We start from the raw sequence: 24229 nt of genomic DNA, 5'->3' as shown, positions 1-24229 counted from the left end.
TCACGGTTTACCCAGCCATTGTTGAAGTTGCGCAAAGCGCTTTACTGCTTGGGTGCGTTCTTTGCTAAGGGAAAAATTACGAATTGAAGTAAACAGAAACTTTCTAAGACTCTCTGAGTGTGTTTCTATCTTAATGCTGTTGTTTATCAACATGGGGCGAGGTACTTCCTCGAAAGATTCAAAATTCATGTTTTGCATCATTAAACACAGCAGGCGTGTAGTTTCACTTTCTTCGGTGCTATTAAGTCTATCAATAATCTTGGTTTGTAATTCGTGCTTTTTGTCTTCTATTTCGCTCACTAAGTTTGGTAGGTAGGCTTTGGCAAAAGCGAGTAAACAAAGCTTTCGTAAATCTTGACCTGTCCATGTTTCATTCGGAAATTCTAAAATGTCAGGCTTTTCTAAATACACATATTCGTTGTTAACCATCCAGGTTACATAATGCGATAGTGCTTTAACTGCATAGGCATAGTCGTAATCATTTTGCTGGTGCAGCTCTTTAAGTTGAATAAACCTGCAAACTGCCTGAAAGAAGACAGTATAAAACCATGTTGCTTCAACATTGTCTAAATTTCTCTCACTAATTTCATCTATTGGCGACACCGTGTGCTGGATGATATGTGCACACTTTTTTAAATCTTCTGTTTCACTTAATAAAGCATATCTATCCATTAAAGCCTGCAGATAATTACCCGTTCCTCTGTCTAATGGGTAATGACCTGTTTTTACGTTTTTAAGGCCTTCTGTTCCTGAATTTTTGACCAACAATAACGCATTTAGCAGCGTGCCATCACCTTCATAGTATCTTCCTATCCAGTCACAAATTTCTAGCAAAGCGTTTTTGGAGGTGCTGCTTCCGGTTAATAAGTAGTGATGCAGCAAGCCGTTGGTATAGCAATGCTGTCCGCCTGGGCCGCCGCCGCCAGCGTGGTCTTCGTATACACCTGTCGGTTGGTTTTTTGAATACGTTCTATGGCCTGCAGTATGTGCAGGTACATAGTGATCGGTATGCCAAAAAAGCCCCCCAGAGTACTCAGGCTTATCAAGGGAGGTGTGATAAACATCAATATTGGCAACATGTTTTGCCAAGTTATCTGCTAACTCCTTCCAGCGCTGATCGCCACTCACCGTCCATTGATATAGCATGCCGCAAAGCGGGTCGTACTGATTGTTGTAATGAGAGACAAAGTAAGTTGCGTCTGGGGCCAACGCCTTTTCATGGTCGGCATATAATTCGCCAAAATGCCGCCAGCCAAATTCATCGATACTGTCACGCTTGTGAAAAAATGAGTTGTCGCCTTTTATTCCTTTTTCCACAAGTTGCTGCAGCTGTTGAGGGGCATTAAAGGGCGTAAAGGGAAGGCATGAAGTGTGCTGAACCCAATCTTTGCACAGTGTTACTTCGAAGGTGGTAAGTGGGCCTGCCGAAAAAGTTACACTGCGGGTTATCTGCTCTCCCGGTTGTAACTCTTGTGGTTCGCTACCTTTAGCACCTACTAAGCTCACAAGCGTACTATCTTTTGTTGTGGTCATTGCTGAGGGAAAGTGCTGCCAAAACTCTTTGGCTTCAAGCACAAAATTTGAGTTGTCATCTAATTCAAATGTGGCAAGCGGTTGGCATTGATCCCCCTCGTATTCCAGTTCACCATTGCGATAAACTTTAACGCCTTTATGGGCTAAGTTTACTTGGTCTGCTGCATTAACGTGCACAGGGCTTTGCCAATGTGCCTTTCCGCTGGAGGCCTGATGAATGTTGATGTTTTCTGCAAAAGTCTCAAGTACCTTTTCATCGTTGATATTTAGTGTATTAGCTTGTTTACTTACAGATAGTGACAACTCATTTATATAGATAGATGAAGGGTCGCCCAAATCCCACTGACCATTCGGATGAAGTGACGCCGCTGGATTTGTTATGGTTATGTCGCTTAACACGTCACCATTAGCTAAAACAATCGTACTTTGATATTCAATATCCAGCGCTTTGTTCTGAATCTCAAACTGCGCTTTCTGCTTAATTCTTACTGCAACGTCATGGCAATGGCTTCGCAACACTTCATAACTAAATTCGTCAATATGCACAAAGTGCAGGGCGTTGTATTTATTGTCGTTGTAGTGGGTTAACGACGCTGTTAGTTCATTATTGAAGTTTAAACAACCTGGATGATTGCGATTTACCGTAACCATCTTGCCGTTTGATAGCGTGATGTCTATTAAGCCCTTCGAGTCTCTTGGCCTAACGGGATTAATGTAAGTAGGCTGAATGACTTTAGCCAGTTGTAGCGAGTAATTTATGGTTTCATTTGACGGTATAGAAGTTATACCCGTGATGTATAGCCATTTTATTGAACCGTTGTGCCACAAATGCCGAACTTCCAGTGAAGCTCTTACATACTCACCATTTTCATCAATTAATTCGAGTGGTTCTGAAACCGAGAACATACCTTCAGGGCAAGGCACTCCAACACAGAATGAGCCGCGTTGTGTGCGCGAACTCGCGTTACGTAAACTAAAAACAATATGCTGCATTGGGCTACTTATACTTCTTCCGTGATAGGCGGTTTGACAACTCGATAATACTTTATATTACTTGGTATGTAATGCCAATGTGTTTGCCTATTCATACGATCGCACAAAAAGGGGGGTAACAAGGCTAGAAAAATGCTAACAGAGCTTTTTAACCTTAGGTGTAAGGCAAAGTAAATCTTTTGGAATTAAAACTTCTACTATTCGTTATTTTGACGAGTTACAGCCTACAACGTACTATAGCAACGGGAATTAAAAATTTTGCTAACGGACGTAATAATGGCGAAGCTTCGCAACATCACTGTAGTATCTCAACGGGTACCTTACCCGCCTAATAAAGGCGAAAAGCTTCGTACTTATCATCAGATTGAGTTTTTAACTCAGCTAGGCTATTGCGTAGAGGTTCTTTGTTTAGGTGAAAACGAACAAGATAGTGCCGACGCAAGAGAACTTGGTAAGAAGTTAGATATTTCGGTGACAGTATTCCCTCTTCCTCACAAAGTTAAGCGCTATAGTTGGGCACTACTACATCGGCAAGCTATTAGCGTTGGCGCGTTTTATAGCAGTGCGCTTCAAAAAGAAGTGAATGCCCGTTTAATAAATGGCTGCGACGCACTATTATTTAGCGCTTCAAGTCTTGGATACTATGTGTTCAAGGCTTCTAATTATAACGATAGAACGTGTGCGCTTTTTATGGATATGATGGATGTAGACTCTGATAAATGGAGACAATATGCTGAGTCAAGTTCATTTCCTATGAGCGCGATATATCGTAGAGAGAGTAAGCGAATAAATAGACTTGAATCTAGAGCAAATAGAGACTTTGAAGACACATTCCTTATTGCGAAAGAAGAAACCCGATTATTTGAAAAAACAGTGAGTGCGTTCAAACCGGTTAAAGTACTAGGAAACGGGTTAGATTTTTCTGCATTTTTTCCTGCCCCAACTCCCGCGAACGACACAAATTTTCTCTTCACTGGTGTTATGGATTATAAACCAAACGTAGACGCAGTTATGTGGTTTGTAGAGTATTGCTGGCCAACAATAAAGCAACGATTGCCTGGCGCCACCTTTACAGTAGGTGGCATGAACCCGACAAAAGAGATACAGCAACTATCAGAGCGAGACAAAGCGATTGAAGTTACTGGGTTTGTAGACGATATGCTGCCTTTCTTTCATAAAGCGACTGCCTTTGTTGCTCCATTTCGACTTGCGAGGGGCGTTCAGAACAAAGTGCTACAGGCTGCTGCATGCAAATTACCCGTGATAACCACTAGCATGGGGGCCGAGGGAATTAGCTATGCGAGTGAGAATACTATGTATATTGCAAACGAAGAAAGCAGCTTTATAGACGCCTGTGTAGATTGCGTAAAAAAAACTGACACAGCGCAACATCTAGCAGATAACGCATATAATGCGTTACACAGCACATATTCTTGGAATCAGCAGTTACAGCCGCTTAAACAGGCATTGGAAAGAATATGAAGCAACTTATCAAGCATATTGTTTTTTGGGTTTTAGCGCTTCTTATTAGCCCTGTTACGATCTCTTATAAACTATTGTCGTTGCTTGTAAATAAAGATGCTCTGATAGCGAGTTATAGTCAAGCTCTGTCGCTGCTACCTGGCAAGTTGGGTAGTTATTTACGCAGCGGCTTCTATCGGTTTGCTTTTAAAAAATGCTCTCCTGATGCGGTTATTTCTTTTGGTACGTTGTTTTCTCAGCAAGACACGAGCATTGATGAGGGTGTGTATATTGGGCCTCAATGCAATATCGGCAAATGCAGCATTGGTAAGAACACATTATTAGGTAGTGGTGTCCATATCATGAGTGGAAAAGGGCAGCACAACTTTTCAGACCCTTCAAAGCCAATAAAGGACCAGGGCGGTACATTTGCCAAAGTTAAAATAGGCGAAAATTGTTGGCTAGGCAATGGCGCGTTGGTGATGGCTAATGTTGGGGCTGGGAGTATTGTGGCGGCTGGCGCTGTAGTGGTTGATGATGTTCCAGAGGGCGTTATTGTTGGGGGGAATCCCGCTAAAGTAATAAGGAAGGCATGCTTTTAAAATATGATGTCTGGCAATACACCATCGATACCAAGCCTATTTCATCTATTTTCGACCGCAAAGTTCTAAAGTTCTTAAATAAAGCGAAGCAATTCTCCCTTTAAACGTACCTAAAGGTAATGTTAAAGACTCGAACAAATAAATTTTGCTCGAGAGGCTTTGTTTATATTGTGCTTCCCCTCCTAAAAAATCATATTCGGAAAAGCCTCTTTGGGCGTAGTGATGCATCAGCTTCGTATGCATAGTATAGCCTGGCTTAATGTGATTTGATGCAAGTATATGGTTTATGCCAGAGCAGTAGAAAAACACTTTCCCTTCATACAATAAGTTAATGCTTAACCCTAAAATTTGTTGGCCTGCAGACACGCAAGCAATTTCAATTAATTCTGAAGAGCTCAAGAGAAGCTTTTGTAGTTCAAGGAATGAAGTGTTGTCAAAACCACTACCGTCTGCTGTTCTAGACCACTGCTCTTTGTGGAATTGGCCGAGTATTTTTAGAAAGCAGTTTGCTTCTTCAATATTTTCAGCTATTTCTACAGAAATAGGGCCATATAGCGCAGTTAATTTTTTATCACTCCGTTTTATCTTTGAGCGGGTGTTTTTTGAAAGACTATCTAATGAAAATGGTTCGCCGTTTACTATTAATTTTGTAGAGTACCCGGGAGTTATGTCCGAGGATACGTAACTTGTAATTGTGTTCTTTACGTGAAAAGCCGCTGATTCTGAAATCATTGAAATATGCAGAAGATCGTATTTTTGTTCTTTTAGCATTTTTGAAAGATTGAAAATGAAGTCTGATTTACAATGAATAGGGCAAAGTATGTCGTTGTACTCTATCCACGCTTGGTCAAACTCCTCAATTCCTGTCTGATTTATAAGTGCAGTCTTGAAAGTAAATCCGCGTGAGCTTTTAATCTTTTCTCCAACTATGCATGCGCCTGTTGGTTTTGAGTCTACAAAATACACGGCAAAAAGAAGCGGAGAGGTGACAGTATGGTACCACTTACCAATCCAACGATAATCTAAAAAAGGACTTGATATGCCCGATTCGTCGAAGACAGCACTCCAAATCTTTCTAAAAAACTCAATTGATGGGTTCGCATAAAGTTTGACAGTGCCTATCTTTTTAAATGGTTTTGCCATTGTTTATCAACCATTTGGCTCTTACATAGTTCTAAGGTACCAAACTATATTGCGTAAAACTCGTTATTTTAATCGCAAAGTGTAGTTACTCCTGAATAAAAGCTGGCAATAAAAATTATCTACTAATTATATCTGTCGATTTTTTTTACAACTAAAGTATAGGAACATAATGGAAATTAAATAGGGTGCTGTTTTTATTGGTTTTTTTAAAGTTGGCTTATTGCTTGCTTTGGTAATATCGATTCTTGATGACGCCGCTTTGGAGGCAAACAATGAAAAAGTTACTTTTAGGTACAATGATTAGCTTGGCTATGTCTGCATCTGCAGCGGCCAGCGTAGTGACGCTAGATTACAGCAAAGTAAGTGGAGCAAATGGTACAGTTGAATTCGATACTATCGATTTACCGCCTTTCTTCCCTGTTTCTTATTACATAGACGAAGATAGAAGTGGGTTCGTTGACAATGGTGAGTTTGTATTCGACTTCGGTACTGACCTTCGCATTGGCGAACTTTCTCTTGGTGGTGTTTCGCAAGCTTCGTTTGGAGCAACTTCTACTGCAGCTTACACGTTAGTCGCTGACTACCTTTTGATCGGTGATGCGATAGTTACCGACGGTGAGGCTGCTGCTAACTTGCAAGCTGGAGCAACGAGCGCAGGGATATCTGTTAGCGAATATATTGATCAAATCTTTATTGACTCAAACGGCTGTACAAGCACTTCTGTTGTCTTTCAAACCCTCTGTAATGACATTGCTGCGGTCAACAATGAAACGACACTCGATGGTAGTTCATCTGACGAATTGTTAGCGGCGAACTTGACGGAAGGTATTTTTAACCTGTTCTTAGCTGACACTGATGGCAATCGCGTAGGTTTTGCCGGCTCCTTTGGTGTTAATAACACAGTGTTAAACCTTGCTGGGGGAGTTAACCTTGAAGTGCTTGGAAGCTTGATTCAAGCTGAACAAGGGCTTCTTTTCGATCAGTATGGAAATTCTTTTGCAGACATTTTAAGCGATGGTTCTGCACTACCACCAACTCTTACGTTTAATACTACGATTGAAGAGGCTGATAAAGCGCCAGGTACACTTCAGTCTGGCGAAGTGGGTACATCAAACCCTGCTGGCAATGCAAACGGCGAGCAGCTATATTACTTCACAGGAACAGACTTAACAGCTGCAGAAGTAACTGCTAATGCTAATACGTGTCCTGGAGTTGGTGGAACTAACCCTGATGATATTTCATTCGGTGGTTGTTCGAGCATCATCGGCAGCAATGGCCCAGCAGATAGCCTTTGGGACGACCTTCGCGCAACAATACGTCAAGCTGCAGGTTGTGATTCTGATAGCAGATTCGCTGCGTGTGACCTCAACCTATTAGCAAGAACTACAGAGCTAGACGGCAACGCGGTAATTAACGCATCTGCACCAGGTTCATTGTTAATTGGCGGTTTAGGTCTTATGATGTTAGGCCTTCGCAGAAAGTTCTTTTAAGAAAACGAAACTGTAAGTTAGTATAGGGTCACATATGTGGCCCTTTTTTAATTGAGGCAAATAAATGCGCGCTGTAAAAATTCTCCTAACTACCCTTTTTGTTATTTCCTGTTCACCTACTGATAGTTCACAGGTAGAAAAGGCGAAGCAAGCTCTTCTTGATAATGATTACAAAAGCGCTCAGGTAATTGCTAAGTCTCTTTTACAAAAAAACATTCAGGATACAGAAGCGCGCATAATTTTAGCAAATGCTCAGTTCCAAAGCGGCTCATTTCCTGATGCTCAAAGCAACTTTGAAAAAGTTCAAGAAGTAGGAGAGTTGAAGTTTACGAATGAGCTCATAGCAAGTGCAGTTTTAAATGAAACATATGATTATGCTTTAAACTTATACGCAGAATCTGATTCGATTAATCAAATGGGGCAATTTTTTGCGCTTTACGCTGCGCTCTCGCAAAATAATATTCGTCTAGTAAATAAGATTTCAAAAAAATTAGGTGAAGGAAGCTATTCATCTCTTTCTCAATCATTACTAGCTGCGAGAAAAGATGAAGTTCAAAAGGCGCTTCAACTTGTTGATAAAGCACTTTACGAAAATCAAAAAAATGCAGACGCTCTTTGGTTCAAGGGCATATATCACCACAGGCTGTTTCAACCAGAGAAAGCATTGATCGCTTTTCAAGACTATTTCGCATTAAGGCCTAGAGATGCAAGAAGTATATATTTTATAGCTCGAAGTGCTGTTGCTGCTGGTGACTGGGAAATTGCTAAAGAATACGGACAATTGCTGACCGATGTTGTAGAAAGTCACCCGTACGGTAATTATATCCTTGGGGTGACCGCACTCAGAGAGGGGCGTGTTGAGGATGCGTATAATAATGCCAGTCAGGCAGAAATAGCCAACGAAGTTGAATTACAGGCCAAACTTTTAAGAGGTGTTAGTGCATATGTTGTTGGGAATTATGAAACAGCTTTTAATGATCTTCTAAGTGTAAGTATTCGAACGTCAGAAAGTAGTGCCGCAACAGCTTTTGCACTTCTTACTGCGGTTAAATTAGATGACGAAAGCTCTTTCGCGCGTTTAGAAAAAGATGTATTCAAGCGAAATGTTAAAAGCGATGTGGCATCAATCGTTTCAGGAATTACCTACAGGCTAAGCCAGCAGAAAGATGAAAAATATCTATCGGCACTACTCTTTGATAGCTTGTCATCAATGTATCCAGACAATATTTATTCAGTTGCTACACAAAATTTAATAAGTGATTCATTAAATAAACAACCGTCACTTTCATTAGAAAAGTTAATGGATAAAGATCCTGATAATGAGCGGGTCGTTATTGCGCTCATTTACAAAAGTTTGAAAGAAAAAGACACCGAATCAGCAAGAAAGTTTAATGAGTTTATTCAGGATGAGAGTGTAAGAGGGCACATCAGTATTAATATTGCGTTCATTGAAAAACGCTATGAAGACGCTTATAAAGCGGCAAAAAAAATGATAGTAGAGGGTAAAGGTTCAAATGCGACATTAAATCTTGCCTTGAGTGCATCCGAACATACTGCTATTAAAATGAATTTAGATGAATTGAGAAAAGTTGCAAAACAGCAAGGTTTAGATTTGTTTTCTCTGGAAACTATTTCGATGTTGCAGGGCTCAGAAGGTTCGAGTCTAGAATGGTTAAAGCGGAATGTATCAGCACAGCCATTAACAATAAAAGCCTTTTTTAGTCAAAAAATGATTGAGGCGAAGGCCTTTGATGAAGCTCTGCAAATCGTTCCAACGAACTACTCTCATAGTACTCAGGATCCGTTAACAAATTTGGTTATATCTTCCTTACTTGCTACTGAGCGTAGCGAAGAGCTTGTGAAGTTTTTGCAAAAGTGGAGCATAGATTCTGATTCTTCAGTGCCGCTTGAAGCAGTAGCAAGGCTGTTGTTAGCAGAGAGAAAGCATGAACAGTTGATTGCAGTACTAGAGCCTGTTTCAAGTACAGAGGCGTCCACAGAGGTTATTGAAAGAGCATTAGTGAGAGCTTATCTGGCCGAGAATGAAGTCTCAAAGGCTAAATTACTTTTAAACGCTCTCGTTGAAAAGAACCCTTTTGACGGAGAGCTGTTCTATGAGCTTTCGAGAATAGCAGGGTTAGAGGGCAATAGAATACTGCAAAGAGAATTGTTGGATAAAGCATATGAGATTTCGCCAACAGAGAAGATTACAATAAACTATGCGTATTTTTTCTTGAAAAGTGCTCAAGTAGAGAAAGCCTCAGCTCTTTTGGAGCAGCACATAAGCTCGTTCGCTAGCCATAGCAATGCAGTGCTACTATTTGCAATGATAAGTGTTGAGAATGAGCCAGAGAAGGCGTTGGATGCATACCTTTCTGTTCCACGAGCCATACTAAATAAAAGTCCGGATTCATTGAATAATGTTGCCTTTATTCTATACCAGAAAGGAGAGCTTGATTCTGCGGAACGATATATTAATGCGGCTCTTAAAGCAGATCCAAGTAACGAGTCATATTTGGATACTAAGGCTTTGATTGAAAAAAACTCTGAAATTTAAGCGCATTGTTACGCTTCTAAAGCTGTTGTTTTTAATTATCTAGCGCAGTAGCAAATGACGAGCAAGCTTGAGTTTGATTCTCTGTAAGGGGCCATCGTTGCCGAATGAGAGACGAGTAATTTTTAATTTGTTGTGGTATGCGTCGAAATGCAGAGCTTGTGGTGCAGTTACTACCGGACCTCTTTTTAACAGTATCTTTAATGTATTCGTACCAATTACGCCCGAGCATAGCTTAACTGCGAATGGAGTAGAAGGGCCCCGTTGCTCTTTGAAATTTGCTCGAGATGAGTCTACCAAGTAATTCTTTTGAAGCATCAGAGGACTAAGTCCCAGTAAAAAGCGGATAGCTTTATCTTCAATGTTTTTCGCTTTTTTAAAACCAAAGTAGTCTTTGAACAGCATACTGTCAGGTGTAAAACATAGAAATGAAACTCCCATGCCTAACGGAGCAGCGGTGAGTGCAGGGATACCAAGTGATTGACACAATGTAAAAATAACTTCTCTGACTTCAAGAACAAAAAAGTCGAGACCATCAATATAGACATCGGCATTTAGCAAGAATTCGTTGCAGTTTTCTTTATTAATGCCGTCACTGAATTTCTCGATATTGCACGCTGGGTTTATGTCTAAAAGTGTTCTTTCTAATACGTCTAACTTTTTTTCATTTTGCGAGCTTAGAAAACAGCCTGCTTGCCTGTTCATATTATGTATTTCAAAAGAATCAAAATCAGACAAGCTAAAGTTTTGAATGCCCATGCGAGCCAATGTTACAGCATGTTCGAATCCCACTCCTCCACAGCCAGCAATAGCTACTTTTTTCTTACTGAGGATTCGTTGTTCATCTTCTGTAACCCATCCGATATTTCTGGAGAAGGCTGAGTCATATTCGAACATGTAATATCCTTAATTAATCTACTGAGTTTCTGATGTTTTCTAACATAACTAAAAAACCAGGCCGTAAGCTCTTATAGAATAACTTTGGGTTTATATAGAAAGGAGCGCGCTTACCGTGATACTCAATCACAGGCCCAATTTGTTCAAAGTTAATGCCTATTAGTTTCATGCTTCTCGCAAGTCTTGGCTCCATCATCACGTAACTGTGGCTAATATTTTCATTTAATATTACTGCTGCGGCCGTGAAATACAATCCTACAGCGATAAATGGAAAACATCTTAATTCATTTTCTGAATAGGTATACTGATTGATAACACCAACCGCTGCTCCTGAAAATTTATCCATTTGACGCTTTCGAAATTCGAGGGGCACCGCTAGCCTAGAAATTTCACAAACTTCATTTCTTGGAAAGTTGGTCGGATTCAGGGTTTTATGAGTAATTGAGTTTAAGCAGAACTTTTCAATGGGCAGCATTTGTGATGATGTTTGCGGCTTAACGAGCCTAACTGTTCCAGCGAAGTGCTTAGACTTTTTATGCCGAATTAGACAAGGAGAGGAGTACTCATCAAATTCATCTGTCTCAAGTTTATTCTCACGGGGTGCCTCGAAGTTTAGCTCTTCGCAGTAAACCCTGTGTCTGATGTTGTAACTTTCTTGCCTTGAAGTGTTCGCTCTGGCAATTACAGGTTCCAAAAACTCTGAAAAGTGAGTTGATATGAATTTGGCTTCTTGTAGTTTTTCATAGCCCGACAGTGCCTTTCCCAGCTTACTGCGGGCTCCCACTAATTGCTTTACTTTTGCTATTATTGTTTTTTTCGTCACTGAATTTTTTCTCGAGCAGAATTCTTTTCTTCTCACCAGTTTAGCAAAGGTTTTATATAAAATATCTTAACCTTTTATATTAATTTCCGACTATTTTAAACTTTGCGATAGCTATATATTCATAAAGTGCTCTTCTAATTCTTTCTAACGCCATAGGTGATGGAATAGCTAGATATAGCTCTAAATTGCCTGAACTGTGAAAGTCCACTTGAGAAATTATAGGATTTAATCCCGTTCTCTCCATCATGGCTTTTAACCTGAAGCTATGTGTAGCGCTAGTAACTGAAATTACGTTATGTCCTTCATATCGCCTTGCGAGCGCAATTACCTCTGAATAGGTTGAATAACCATTAGGTATTATAGTGATTTTGTCTGATGATACACCGAGTCTTACCAGCATTTCTGCTGATTTTTCAGCAAAATTTATGTCTTCGTCTGCGAGAAAGTTTCCGCCGGTCACGGCAATTGGAAGATTTAGATCAGCTGAAAGAAATTTAGCCTTAATCATTCTTTGCATCGAACATTCATGCCATTTTGATACTTCAGGTTGGTCTCCACTTGTTTGGTAATAACACGCTGGAACATGAATAACTGATGCAGTCTCTAGCGAACGCCCATCATCATGTAGTTGATACTCTAAAGGATATAGAAGCAGGTTGGCGAACCATGGCTGAGATAAAACGCTTATCAAAACAAAGTTCGAGATCAATAATATTTTAGCAATCGCCAGCCTCCCCCTTTTCAAAAAGGCATAGGTAGAAAAAGTCACGAGAAGGAAAATACTTAGGGGGGAGATTAAGAAAAAGATGATATCACGAAAAACAATCATTTTGCTTTATAGGCCTAGGTGCTTTAGTCTTGGTTTATTGAGTCTCAATTTTGAAGCTATCATGAATTCTCCTCGCCTTCTTCCCTTATTAATACTTTTCTTATTGTTTTTTTCTGCAGCGACTATGTCTTGGTTGACAAGCGCTGCAGAATTTCCTGTCGTAGTAAATAAAGTGTCGAACAGCACCCTCGCTATTGCCATAGAGGCGCCCATCAAATACTCGACTCCAAAAATACAAGGCACAGGTTTTGTAGTAGGAGATGGCAGCTACGCTATCACAAATTATCATGTTGTATCTGACGTATTAGATCCCTCTATAGTGGAGCATTTCGTTGTATTAAGTGGAAGAGGAACCAAAGTTAGAAAGATAAAAGCGACGCTAGAAAAAATTGACCCTCAGCACGATCTTGCACTACTTAAATTAGATGAAAAATTGACAGCCGTTCATTTATCAACCGAGGCTCTTTTACCGCCTGGGAGTGAGGTCGCATTTACTGGGTTCCCGATTGGTGCAATTCTTGGTTTATATCCTGCAACCCATAGAGGTTATATATCGGCAATTACTCCCGATGCCATACCGGCTCATAATTCAAACCAATTAACGTCGCGTATGTTGGCTAGAATAGAAAACCCAAGTTTAATTTATCAATTAGATGCTGTTGCTTATCCTGGTAATAGTGGGAGCCCAGTTTATGACCCCGCTACCGGCAATATAATAGGTGTGATAAATAAAGTGTTAGTAAAAGACACAAAGGAAAGTGCACTTTCTGCGCCGACAGGTATATCATATGCCATACCAGTGAGGCATGTACTAAACCTCATGTCGAAAGAATAGTAAAACGCTAAGTGTCAAATTAGTTTACAACGATATCGGAACAAGAGCGTAAGCTCATGAATTCAAATATATTTATTTTAGGTGCACTTTTTGCATGTTAGATTTAAAGTTTCGTGTTAATCACGGCAAGAATTTGGAGTAAGAGTGTGAATAATCAGGATAAGAATAGTCGCCGCAAGTTTATTAAGGCTTCTGGAGCAATTGCAGGTGTAACAATCATCCCGTCAAAGTCGGTATGGGGGGCGTGCAATGCATCAGGTGTTTCAGGTGGTTCTCAAGCACTAGAAAACGTTTGTCGTGTTTCGCCTGAAGAGGATCCTTCAACCAATGTAAGCCCAACAGGATTCAGTGCAGCGCAATTCAATACTGTATTTACTTCTATGAATTCAAACCGCACGCCAATTCCAGATGCAAAAGCACGAGGGATCATTGGCGGCATGTTTACTAAAACTACATGGCTAGATGAAGACTATTCAGTGACTTCGCCGGTGCACTATGAATTTCCAATTTTTCGTTACGATGGCGCGTTCAAAATCACGAACATTGTGGGCTGGAACGGCAGTTTGATGTCCACAGAATTAAAGGGCGATCTGAAAAAGCTAGACGGCGCAAAAAACGCTAATGTTTCAAAAGTGTCTGAATCTACATTAAAAGCGCAATTTGATGCTAGCAAGTTTTGGCACATGGGCGAGCTATTTGCTGTTCGCTCTAAGTTGGAAGATTTAGCTGACATCGATTTGGTTTACGTGTCGGGTGTCGGAGCTGACGGTAAAGCAAACACTTCATCTATTAATGTGCTCGATGAGCTCAAAAACGGTTCTGGCGTTGCGCTAAACGTGGCAGCGCTTTACCTTAATCTCAAAGCGGGCTTCTGTAACGGAATACCTGCTGGTTATAATGAAAGAACTTATTGCGAACATTTGCTTTCGGTAGTATTAGAAAATGTCACTGACGCTGGTTTTGCGAGTGACTTAACGGCCAAGATAGCTGGGTTGTTTGGTAACCCTTTAAGTATTAAGGCTTCAGCGCTTCTAAAAGTGAATTAAAATGCTGGATTCCGAAAGCTCGGAGGCGTTCACAGTATTTGAAGATGGTTCGGGAATAGCACTGCTGAAAAGCGATTACTCATCGGTAGTGCTTGTTACCTCAGCCATAGAAAAAGAATTTCCTAATTTACATCGCCTTTTGTCGTCTGATGAGCCATCTAGGTGTAAAATAAAAAGCGAACTGGTGGCTCAAGGATTTTTTAGCGTTGACTATAGCTATTGATAGCGGGCCCTATACATTTTCTATTAAAGGCCTTTCTGCTCCTGTTGTTTCTGAACTTAGTCATCTTTACTTAGAGAGATTAACGCTGGAGACAGATGGATTTTATGATTTCTCCCTTTCCATCGAAAACACGTCGCCGTTGCGCCGTTTCTTTCGTCGCCAGCGCATTATTAGCGTTGAAGGCGTAAAGCCCTTTAACCCTATTTCAGATCAGCACCTCCTCCCTTCGATTGAGTGGGCTATGAACTGGGCTGTAGCGGCATATCAGCATACTAAGCTAAGCTTGCATTCATCCGTTGTTGTAAAGAATGGTAAGGCTATTTTATTCCCTGCCTCATCGGGGTCTGGAAAATCAACTCTTGCTACTTATTTAGGCTACTCTGGTTGGCAAATGTTTTCTGACGAAATGGCATTGATAGACCCAAACACATTGCAGGTGTCTCCTTTGTACAGGCCAGCGTCTTTGAAAAATAAATCAATTGATGTGATAAGTACATTATGTGAAAACGTCAATTTATCGAATATAACGCGTGGGACTCACAAGGGCGATATTGCACACGCCAGACTATATACTTGTGAGCAATTTAGACACTTTGTACCATCAAAGCCTCAATTTGTGGTTTTTCCTCGCTATGTCCCTCATAAAGAAACAACAATTAGAATGATGTCCAGTGTAGAGACTTTTGCCATGCTGCTCCGAAATGCTTTTAATTATAATATTATGGGCAAACAGGGTTTTTCAGCACTCAGTGAAATATCATCATCGTGCCAAGCTATGCAGATTGAGTATAGTGACGCACACGATTTAGATGACTATTTGAGTGGGTTGGTTGAGTAGTATGCTAAGCCAAAAGCAATTTTTAAATGCATACTGTTACTTAAAAGGCTTTGATGATTTTGATGCTAACAAATGGAACTCGTTTGTTCGCGTGCTGCGAGAAAATTCTCTTGTAGCGTCGTTTTATCATCGTTTAGAGCGAAGCAATCAACTCTACTGTATTCCTGAATATTGTGAAGACATGTTTTTGTCTGCTATCAACTTTGCCAATGCGCAGGTCATTCAAACAGAAGTGCAGGGTAAGAAGCTAATTCATCTATTTGATGCGATAGATATCCCGTTTGTTTTCTTAAAAGGCGCTGCATACATTCTTGGTAGCAAGAGAAATAGTATGGGTCGGTTGATGACCGATATCGATATTTGTGTTGAAAAAGAGAATATTGATAAGGCGGAGGAGGCTCTGTTAGTTGCTGGTTGGTCCTTTAAAAATATGGACGAGCATGATGATAAGTATTACCGCGAATGGTCACATGAAATACCGCCTTTGAAACATGATAACGAAGGTGTTGTTCTTGATGTTCATCATACGTTGATCCCTCCGATAAAAGGACGATTATTAGATATCCATGCGTTGATACATAGCAGTGAATCTGAGAGTGAGTTTTCTTCCACCATTCCCTCGAGGGCTTGGCTCGTTCTGCACTCGGCCCTTCATCTTATTTTAAATGAAGATGTAAAAAATGGCTTGCGTGATTTAACCGACATTTTCGTGCTGCTTTATGGCGAAGGAAGCGAGAGTGAAAACGTCGCTGAAACAGAGGCACTGTTTATCAAAGAAGGTTTCGAACAAGAATGGATAGTTTTGTCATTATTGTTAGACGACTTTTTTAATACCGAAATCGGTTCTGAGCACGCATCTGCTAATTTGTCGCTTTACATCCGTATGAGACACTTTATTCTTAGAAAAGCTATAGTGCCAAATTCCTTATTTATTCAAAATGATGGAAGATGGCTATGGGACAGCGTCAATTATGTTTTAGGTTACTGCTCAAAAATGCCACTTCATATTCTTTTTAAGCAAGTAACTTATAAAACGTATCGCAATTTAGTTAAGCTTGCTTTCGGAGAGTACTTCTTCAGAAAGCCCAAACCTAAAAGAAATGGACTATGAAAATTCTTGTCACCGGCGCTGCAGGCTTCATTGGCGCAGCAGTATCACAGTATCTTATTAATCGGGGTGACCATGTTGTCGGGATTGACAATATTAACGACTATTATGATGTTAACCTGAAACACGCTCGCTTAGCACATATCAAGGCTTCGCATGCGGCGTCACTTTTCACGTTTATCGAGATGGGTGTAGAAGAGCGGGACAAAATGACCGCGCTATTTGAAGAGCATAAATTCGACCGTGTTGTGCATTTAGCGGCGCAGGCTGGCGTTCGATATTCACTTGAAAACCCCAATGCGTATGTAGACTCAAACATTGTTGGGTTTGTGAATATTCTTGAAGGGTGTCGACACAATAACGTGGGTCATTTAGTGTATGCCTCATCTAGCTCTGTATACGGCGCTAATGAAACTATGCCGTTCTCAGAGCAGCATAATGTAGACCATCAAGTTAGCCTTTATGCAGCATCGAAGAAAGCCAATGAGCTTATGGCGCACACTTACAGTCACTTGTATAACTTGCCCACCACAGGCTTACGCTTTTTCACCGTATACGGGCCTTGGGGCCGACCTGACATGGCGCTGTTTAAATTTACGAAAAAGATTTTAGAAGGCGACACTATTCAAGTGTACAACTTCGGTAATCACCGCCGTGATTTCACTTATATTGATGATATCGTTGAAGGTGTTATAAAGTCCCTTGATAACGTGGCATCGCCAAATGAGCAGTGGGATGGCAAGCAACCCGATCCAAGCACCAGTAAGGCCCCTTATAAGGTCTACAATATTGGTGCTCAAACGCCAGTGCATCTGCTTCGGTTCATTGAAACCCTAGAAGAAGCATTAGGTGTAGAGGCTAAAAAAGAGCTGTTACCTATGCAGCCTGGCGATGTGCCAGACACCTACGCCGACGTGTCTTCCTTAGTGGCTGACACTGGCTACCAGCCAAAAACGAATATCGACAAAGGTGTGAAAGCGTTTGTTGATTGGTATCGAGATTTTTACAACATCTAAGCTTGCAGTTGTTGTAGATGGCCAAGCGAATCGACTCTCGCAACAGTGCTGAGTCGATTCAGTCGCTTAGCGTTTATTAGTGCGTTCAGCAGCAGTTAAAACACCGTGTTCTTTTGCCCAGTTTCCCCTTGGCCGCTGCTCCTCCCATTTGTTTGAATATATCCCGCGTATTTTTTCGGCAAAAACTCACGGGTTGTAGAATACCCAAGGTCGAAAAGGGTATTTTTTATCTCTGGCGTTAGCGAAAAATCCACCGCTGAAATTTCGCCTGTATTCACCACAACAGTGTTGTGCCAATAACGGGCGTTTACATATTCCCGAGACATTGCCGTCATAAACGTTCTGATAAGCATGCCCACATACTGGGGCAGCTGTAATACATTCTTTTTAATTATTCTGCGTTTTTGCATGGTGCTTTGTAGGCGAAAACATACTGATGGTGTGCCGTCACCCTGCCAATCTTCAAATAGTGCGTCCTCTGATAGGATGGCGCCGTCTACCAGCAAGTACTCTTTGAACGGCTTAAATGAGAATATTAGGGGAATAGACATAGAATATCTCACCGCTTCAGACACTTTCATGTCTGGCGTAGTTGCCCGATTAAACAGCACTGGCCCACCACCATTCACATCGGTCGCTAATATATTCAAGGCCATTGGCATATCTGAAAACGTTGCGCCTTCTAGTTGCTCATCAATCCACTGCTGGAATACATCTCCCGACGACAAACCGCCTTCTCGAAGTAATCTGAACAGGCTGAAAGCAGTAAACTGCTTAAAGTCAGTGTTAAGCGCTAGCTCGCGCATTTGCTCAACGGAATAACCCTTGGCAAATAATGACGCAACAATAGAGCCGCCAGATACCCCAACAAGGGTGGAAAATTCGATGTTCATGTCTTGCAGCGCTTTAATGATGCCAATATGTGCACTAAGGCGAGTTCCTCCGCCTGAAAAGATAGGAACAATACGCGTATTGGGTACAGATTCTATTGGCATGCTTTTCTCATAGTTATTGCGTGCAGCGATAGGTTTATAGAGTATTTAATGCATAAAGTAATCATAGTGTAGAGACGATAAATCACCACTTATATTTTGAGTTTTTTTATGATTAGCCTTTGCTTTACAAAGAAAAAACGGGTGCTAAAAAGCACCCGTTTGTCATAGTGCATCAGTAGTATTATGACTGCGCCAGTTTTGCTTTCATTTCACGTCTTTTAGCATGCAGTAGAGGCTCAGTGTAACCCGATGGTTGCTCCTTACCCTTAAATATTAGGTCGCTAGCGGCCTGAAACCCAATGGAGTTTTCCAAGTCTGGCGTCATTGGAATGTATTCAGCATCGCTGGCATTTTGTTCATCTACCAACACAGCCATGCGTGACAGCGATTCTTTAACCTGGTCAACGCTTACAATGCCGTGCTCTAACCAATTGGCAATGTGCTGCGAAGAAATACGCAGTGTGGCTCTGTCTTCCATTAAACCTACATCATTAATATCAGGTACTTTCGAGCACCCTACACCTTGGTGCACCCAGCGAACAACGTAGCCTAAAATGCCCTGAACATTGTTATCTATCTCACGTTTGATACCGTCACGGGTAAGGCTTGAAGTGTCTTCTAAAAGCGGGATAGTGAGAATGTCGTTTAAACCGTCGAAGTTTTCATCTAACTGCTTTTGCACGTCAAACACGTTCACATCGTGATAGTGAAGGGCATGCAGTGTAGCTGCAGTAGGAGAGGGTACCCATGCGGTGTTCGCGCCAGCCTTCAAGTGTCCAATCTTCGCGTCCATCATGTTTTGCATTTCATCAGGGGTTGGCCACATGCCTTTCCCTATCTGGGCTTTGCCAGACAATCCACAGCGTAAACCAACCGCCACATTTGCGGTTTCGTAGGCTTTAATCCACGACATTGCTTTTAACGAGGCTTTTTCTGCAAACGGGCCGGCCAACATAGAAGTATGAATTTCATCGCCGGTACGATCTAAAAAGCCGGTATTGATAAATACTACGCGCGATTGTGCTTCAGCAATGCAGGCTTGAAGGTTAACGCTGGTTCTGCGCTCTTCATCCATAATGCCCACTTTAAGCGTATTACGCGGTACATCGATAATCTCTTCAATACGTTCAAACAAGACATTGGAAAATGCCACTTCTTCGGGCCCGTGCATTTTAGGTTTAACGATATAAACGCTGCCTTCACGACTATTTGTATAATCGCTGTTGCCGAGTAAGTCGTGCTTTGCGATGAGAGAAGTGATGAGTCCGTCCATTATTCCTTCAGGCACTTCTTCGCCATCAAACAGCATGGCGTTGTTTGTCATTAAGTGACCTACGTTACGAACGAACATCAAGCTTCTACCTGATAGCACAAGCTCGTTTTGTGACGTCGTTTTTTCTGATGGTACGTGCTTTGACGGGTGATAGGCACGGTCACTATGCATAGCGCGCACAATGTTTTTGCCGCCCTTTGTCATCTCAATGCGCAAACTGCCTTTCATTAGCCCAAGCCAGTTGCTGTAAACTAATGTTTTGTCCTCAGCATCTACTGCCGCAACTGAATCTTCACAATCCATAATGGTGGTGAGTGCAGCTTCAACGAGAACGTCTTTTACGTTGGCTGAGTCACTTTCACCAATAGGATGGGTGGGGTCTATTTGAATTTCAAAGTGCAGGCCGTTGTGCGCAAACAATAGTGCAGAGGGTGCGCTTATATCACCTTGGTAACCTTGCCACTGCTCGGTATTGGCAAGCGTAGTCACATCGCCATCGGTAAGTTGGACCGACAGCTTCCCCGTCTCTATTTTGTATTTTACAGCATTTGCATGACTGCCTTTTGCAAGGGGGATCATGCTGTCTAGGTAAGCTTTGGCTTTTTCTACCACTTTAGCGCCGCGAACTGGGTTATACGCTTTGCCAGGTTCAGCGCCATTTTCTGTCCCGATAACATCGGTGCCATATAACGCGTCATAAAGGCTACCCCAACGCGCGTTAACCGCATTGAGCGCATAACGTGCGTTGTTGATAGGTACAACAAGCTGAGGCCCTGCCATGGTGGCAATTTCAGGATCCACATTTGTGGTAGCCGCCGCAACATTACTAGGTTGCTCTACTAGGTAACCGATTTTCTTTAAAAAAGCGGTATATTCGCTACCCGGGGCGGGGTTTCCTGCTTTATGGTAATCATCGATAGCGCGCTGCAGCTGTTCACGCTTTTCAAGTAGTGCGCGATTTTGGGGAATGAATTCTGCAAAGAGGGCTTCAGCGCCTTTCCAAAATGATTCTGGCTGAACTTTTGTGCCTGGGATGGCCTGATCGTTAATAAAGCTATCAAGTTGCGCTGCAACCTGAAGTCGACCGTGCGTGATATATCCTTGCATAACTACCTCTATACATTGTGTTACTAGGAAATGTTTTACTTGGTAAGCATGTACTACGTGCTCACTGTACTTTTAGTAAAGTACATTTTAGTAAAGTACGTTTTAGTAAAGTCTTAGCCTAGTGTAGTGCGTATAGAGATAGTTTTTTAATTTATGGTTTGTATTGCTGTCATAATTTTTGTGAATGTTAGTGTTTCCAGTATAGTAATTTGCAACTAAACAGCATTCATTTCACTCGCAACATCACTGATTAATCGGCGTAGCCAAATATGACCTGCGTCGTGATGAAGTAGTGCGCTCCATGCCATTTTCAGCGCAATAGGAGGAATATCAAACGGAGGCTCTTTTATAACCACGTCAGGATCGTGTTTGAAAAGCTTCGCTGCTTTACTGGGCAACGTTGCAATAAGCTTTTGTTTTTTCGCTATTTGAAGCGCCGCATGATAATGGCGTGTAAATACACGAATGGCCCGTTGCTTTCCTATTTTTGTGAGCTCTGCGTCTACCCAACCAAGCTTTTGAACTTCATTTGGGTCGATACCAACGCCCACGCCAAAACCTGTCTTACTTACCCAAATGTGTTGTGCGTTAATGTAACTTTCTAAGTCACATTTTTGCACTAAAGGATGGTCGGCGCTCATTACGCAGCTAAAGGTGTCATACCACACCACCTTTTGATGAAACGAAAGGGGGAGTTCGTCAAAGCGGTTTATCGCCATGTCTACCTTGCCTTGCTCTACATCGTGAAATGTCACGTCACTGGGTGTAATCAAATCTAAAGTAATATTTGGCGCCAGTTCGGCTAAGCGTCCAACAAGTTCAAGCAATAGCGTACTTTCGGCATAATCACTAGTCATGATACGAAAGGTTCTCTCGCTGGTGAGCGGATCAAATTCGGTTTCTGGCTGAATGGAACTTTCTAACCGGCCGAGCACGTCGCGAATAATAGGCTGAAGTTCTAATGCGCGTTTAGTGGGGGTCATACCGTCGCTTGTTCGCACTAAAAGAGGATCTTTAAATAAGTCGCGAAGACGCTTTAAGCCGTTACTCATGGCCGGCTGTGTAATGCTCAATTGGTTTGCCGCTTTTGTTACGCTGCCCTCTCGTAGTAAGACATCTAAATAAACCAATAGATTAAGATCGACCTTCGCTATATTCATTGCTGTAATGCTCTTTCTGAAGATGATTAAAGAAGTGTATTGTAAAGCGTTTTGTGTCTGTTGTCAGATAAGCGTTTAGTCTTAATTAAAATTTGACTGCTTACTTTAAGTTCATGATTCTAATTGTTTAATTAGCATAGCTCGTAAAACGAGCAAGGTTATTCAGTTTTTTAATGATGAAATTAGCAAGATATAACATAAATATTATGAATAACTATAAAAAAGGGCACCCGAAGGTGCCCAGTAAAGGAAAGGTTGGGAACTTTCCGTTAAACGTCGAATTGGTTCATTGTGTTGTCATCACCTGATGCTTTAAGCGCTGCATCACCAGAGAAGTACTCTTTATGCGTATCGCCTAAATCTGAACCTGCCATTGCTTGGTGTTTAACACACGCTAAACCTTGGCGAATTTCTTGGCGTTGAACACCGCGTACATAAGCAAGCATACCCTCTTCACCGAAGTACCCTTTAGCTAGGTTGTCAGTTGACAACGCCGTGGTGTGGTAAGTCGGAAGCGTGATTAGGTGATGGAAAATACCGGCTTCGCGAGCAGCGTCTGCTTGGAAGCTCTTAATTTTCTCATCAGCTGCAGCAGCAAGTTCTGTGTCGTCGTACTCTACTGCCATTAAGCCTGCACGGTTATAAGCAGAAACGTCTTTACCTTCTTCACTCCACGCGTCGAACACTTGCTGGCGGAAGTTAAGCGTCCAGTTGAACGATGGTGAGTTGTTGTAAACCAGTTTCGCGTTAGGTACTTGCTCACGGATAGCGTTAACCATTTCCGCAATTTGACCCACGTGAGGTTTTTCAGTTTCAATCCAAAGAAGATCTGCACCGTGTTGAAGTGATGTAACACAGTCAAGAACAACGCGGTCGAAACCTGAGCCGTCTTTAAATCTGAACAACCCATTTGGTAAACGCTCTGGCTTAACAAGCTTCCCGCCTTGCTTAAGGATAAGGTCGCCTTCATTAACATCGTCAGCGCCGCCAACATCGCTAGTTTTAAGGAACGCATTGTACTGAGCCGCAAGGTCACCTTCAGACTGAGATACCGGTATTTTTTGTGTAAGGCCAGCACCTAATGAATCGGTACGAGCAACAATAACACCGTCGTCTACACCTAGTTCAAGAAACGCGTAACGTACCGCGTTAATTTTCGCTAAGAAGTCTTCATGAGGAACGGTAACTTTACCGTCTTGGTGACCACATTGTTTAGCGTCTGATACTTGGTTTTCAATTTGAATACAGCATGCACCAGCTTCAATCATTTGCTTGGCAAGCAAATAAGTCGCTTCTTCGTTACCAAAGCCCGCATCGATATCTGCAATAATTGGAACGATGTGGGTTTCATAGTTTTCAATTTCTGCTTGAATGGCTGCAACGTCGCCGCCTTTCGCTTTTGCATCATCAAGTTTATGGAAAAGGTCGCCTAATTCACGAGCGTCGGCCTGACGAAGAAATGTGTATAGCTCTTCGATAAGTGATGAAACCGATGTTTTTTCATGCATTGATTGGTCTGGAAGAGGACCGAATTCTGAGCGAAGAGCCGCTACCATCCAGCCTGACAAGTATAAGTAGCTTTTGCTTGTAGTACCCTGATGCTTTTTAACAGACAACATTTTTTGTTGACCAACGAAGCCGTGCCAGCAGCCTAACGACTGAGTGTACTGCGAAGAATCTGCATCGTAGTCTGCCATATCTTGACGCATGATGGCCGCTGTATAGCGAGCGATGTCCAAACCGGTCTTGAAACGGTTCTGAAGCTTCATGCGAGCGGCGAATTCTGGATTAATACCTTCCCATGCGCCTTTTTGTGATGCTTTTAAAGTTGCGAAGTTATCAATATCTTGTTGGTATTGCGACATGAGCGTCTCTCCCGTCTATGATTATATTTTTACGTTAACGCGTTTTTTATGTAGCTTGCTTTTCGTTCGTAACTATTCAGCTGTAGGGCGTTTCCGTGAGTTCCATTTCATCCTAGTGTGGTTATCGGAATAATAGAAATATATATTTTGCATTGCCGTCATTTATCTTGTGAATGTAATGGTGTTGAAAATCATCTGGCTATATAAGAATGGTTAGGACAAATGTCCGACTGAATTGAAATCGGTTTTGGGTTTGATATTGGCTTTAGGACAGGCTTTAAGAACAAGCTATGACTATTTTGAGCGTGGCAGCGATACAATGTGTCATAGAGCTAAAATTCTATGCGGCGGGGTGACGAGACCCTAGTTATCCATCTCCAATAAAATAGGAAGATTCTGCCATTTACGGCTATATTTAAAAGGTAGTGGATAAGACTT

The 24229-nt window shown here is 41.7% G+C and carries 19 protein-coding genes; 10 read left to right on the top strand and 9 right to left on the bottom strand.

Annotated features, from left to right (window positions below; genetic code table 11):
- Positions 1–2526, bottom strand: a complete 2526-nt coding sequence (locus tag AC27HD_RS08130) for a hypothetical protein (protein WP_487104937.1) — start codon at positions 2524–2526, stop codon at positions 1–3.
- A 276-nt stretch (positions 2527–2802) separates the two neighbouring features.
- Here AC27HD_RS08130 and AC27HD_RS08125 point away from each other — a divergent pair, with 276 nt between their 5' ends.
- Positions 2803–4008 (top strand): glycosyltransferase, encoded by a 1206-nt coding sequence (locus AC27HD_RS08125; protein ID WP_487104935.1) that lies wholly within the window; start codon positions 2803–2805, stop codon positions 4006–4008.
- A complete protein-coding gene (locus tag AC27HD_RS08120) occupies positions 4005–4589 on the top strand; it encodes an acyltransferase (RefSeq protein ID WP_487104933.1) in 585 nt (194 codons plus the stop codon). The genes AC27HD_RS08125 and AC27HD_RS08120 overlap by 4 nt, the downstream gene beginning before the upstream one ends.
- A gap of 45 nt (positions 4590–4634) precedes the next feature.
- Here AC27HD_RS08120 and AC27HD_RS08115 read toward each other — a convergent pair whose 3' ends face one another.
- Entirely contained in the window at positions 4635–5732 is a 1098-nt protein-coding gene (locus AC27HD_RS08115) for a GNAT family N-acetyltransferase (protein ID WP_487104931.1), read from the bottom strand.
- 272 nt (positions 5733–6004) lie between these two features.
- Between AC27HD_RS08115 and AC27HD_RS08110 the strand changes: the two genes are divergently transcribed.
- Both AC27HD_RS08110 and AC27HD_RS08105 read left to right on the top strand, forming a co-directional pair.
- The gene (locus AC27HD_RS08110) at positions 6005–7222 is read left to right on the top strand and encodes a hypothetical protein (RefSeq protein ID WP_487104929.1); all 1218 of its coding nucleotides are present in this window, start codon (positions 6005–6007) and stop codon (positions 7220–7222) included.
- A 64-nt stretch (positions 7223–7286) separates the two neighbouring features.
- Entirely contained in the window at positions 7287–9779 is a 2493-nt protein-coding gene (locus AC27HD_RS08105; protein WP_487104927.1) for a tetratricopeptide repeat protein, read from the top strand.
- 39 nt (positions 9780–9818) lie between these two features.
- On the opposite strand, the gene AC27HD_RS08100 is transcribed toward AC27HD_RS08105, so the two are convergent.
- The 3 genes from AC27HD_RS08100 to AC27HD_RS08090 all read right to left on the bottom strand — a co-directional run bounded on the left by AC27HD_RS08100 (position 9819) and on the right by AC27HD_RS08090 (position 12325).
- On the bottom strand, positions 9819–10673 hold the full coding sequence (locus AC27HD_RS08100) for a ThiF family adenylyltransferase (RefSeq protein WP_487104925.1): 855 nt from the start codon (positions 10671–10673) through the stop codon (positions 9819–9821).
- Positions 10674–10686: 13 nt separating this feature from the next.
- Positions 10687–11496 carry a PEP-CTERM/exosortase system-associated acyltransferase gene (locus AC27HD_RS08095; protein WP_487104923.1) on the bottom strand — a complete coding sequence of 270 codons (810 nt, stop codon included), beginning with the start codon at positions 11494–11496 and terminating at the stop codon, positions 10687–10689.
- A 79-nt stretch (positions 11497–11575) separates the two neighbouring features.
- A complete protein-coding gene (locus tag AC27HD_RS08090; RefSeq protein ID WP_487104921.1) occupies positions 11576–12325 on the bottom strand; it encodes a YdcF family protein in 750 nt (249 codons plus the stop codon).
- Positions 12326–12449: 124 nt separating this feature from the next.
- Here AC27HD_RS08090 and AC27HD_RS08085 point away from each other — a divergent pair, with 124 nt between their 5' ends.
- The 6 genes from AC27HD_RS08085 (at position 12450) to AC27HD_RS08060 (ending at position 17391) form a co-directional block, all read left to right on the top strand.
- Positions 12450–13160 (top strand): S1 family peptidase, encoded by a 711-nt coding sequence (locus tag AC27HD_RS08085; protein ID WP_487104919.1) that lies wholly within the window; start codon positions 12450–12452, stop codon positions 13158–13160.
- A 146-nt stretch (positions 13161–13306) separates the two neighbouring features.
- Complete coding sequence (locus tag AC27HD_RS08080) at positions 13307–14206, top strand: hypothetical protein (RefSeq protein ID WP_487104917.1); 900 nt, start codon at positions 13307–13309, stop codon at positions 14204–14206.
- Between the two features lies 1 nt (position 14207).
- Positions 14208–14429, top strand: coding sequence for a hypothetical protein (locus AC27HD_RS08075; RefSeq protein WP_487104915.1), 222 nt, complete (start codon positions 14208–14210; stop codon positions 14427–14429).
- Positions 14413–15267, top strand: coding sequence for an HprK-related kinase A (locus tag AC27HD_RS08070; RefSeq protein WP_487104913.1), 855 nt, complete (start codon positions 14413–14415; stop codon positions 15265–15267). The genes AC27HD_RS08075 and AC27HD_RS08070 overlap by 17 nt, the downstream gene beginning before the upstream one ends.
- Before the next feature lies 1 nt (position 15268).
- The gene (locus tag AC27HD_RS08065) at positions 15269–16378 is read left to right on the top strand and encodes a nucleotidyltransferase family protein (RefSeq protein ID WP_487104911.1); all 1110 of its coding nucleotides are present in this window, start codon (positions 15269–15271) and stop codon (positions 16376–16378) included.
- Positions 16375–17391, top strand: coding sequence for an NAD-dependent epimerase (locus AC27HD_RS08060; RefSeq protein WP_487104909.1), 1017 nt, complete (start codon positions 16375–16377; stop codon positions 17389–17391). The genes AC27HD_RS08065 and AC27HD_RS08060 overlap by 4 nt, the downstream gene beginning before the upstream one ends.
- A 95-nt stretch (positions 17392–17486) precedes the next feature.
- Here the strand turns inward: AC27HD_RS08060 and AC27HD_RS08055 are convergent, their stop codons facing one another.
- The 4 genes from AC27HD_RS08055 to AC27HD_RS08040 form a co-directional block, all read right to left on the bottom strand.
- Positions 17487–18386 carry a patatin-like phospholipase family protein gene (locus AC27HD_RS08055; RefSeq protein WP_487104907.1) on the bottom strand — a complete coding sequence of 300 codons (900 nt, stop codon included), beginning with the start codon at positions 18384–18386 and terminating at the stop codon, positions 17487–17489.
- A 181-nt stretch (positions 18387–18567) separates the two neighbouring features.
- Positions 18568–20766, bottom strand: a complete 2199-nt coding sequence (locus AC27HD_RS08050; RefSeq protein WP_487104905.1) for a malate synthase G — start codon at positions 20764–20766, stop codon at positions 18568–18570.
- Between the two features lie 215 nt (positions 20767–20981).
- Positions 20982–21926, bottom strand: coding sequence for a LysR family transcriptional regulator (locus tag AC27HD_RS08045; protein ID WP_334031617.1), 945 nt, complete (start codon positions 21924–21926; stop codon positions 20982–20984).
- Positions 21927–22195: 269 nt separating this feature from the next.
- The gene (locus AC27HD_RS08040) at positions 22196–23791 is read right to left on the bottom strand and encodes an isocitrate lyase (RefSeq protein WP_487104902.1); all 1596 of its coding nucleotides are present in this window, start codon (positions 23789–23791) and stop codon (positions 22196–22198) included.
- Positions 23792–24229 lie beyond the last annotated feature (438 nt).

This window comes from Alteromonas sp. 4NS20-0143 (genome assembly GCF_057542855.1).
This window is presented reverse-complemented; position numbering and strand designations above follow the sequence as displayed.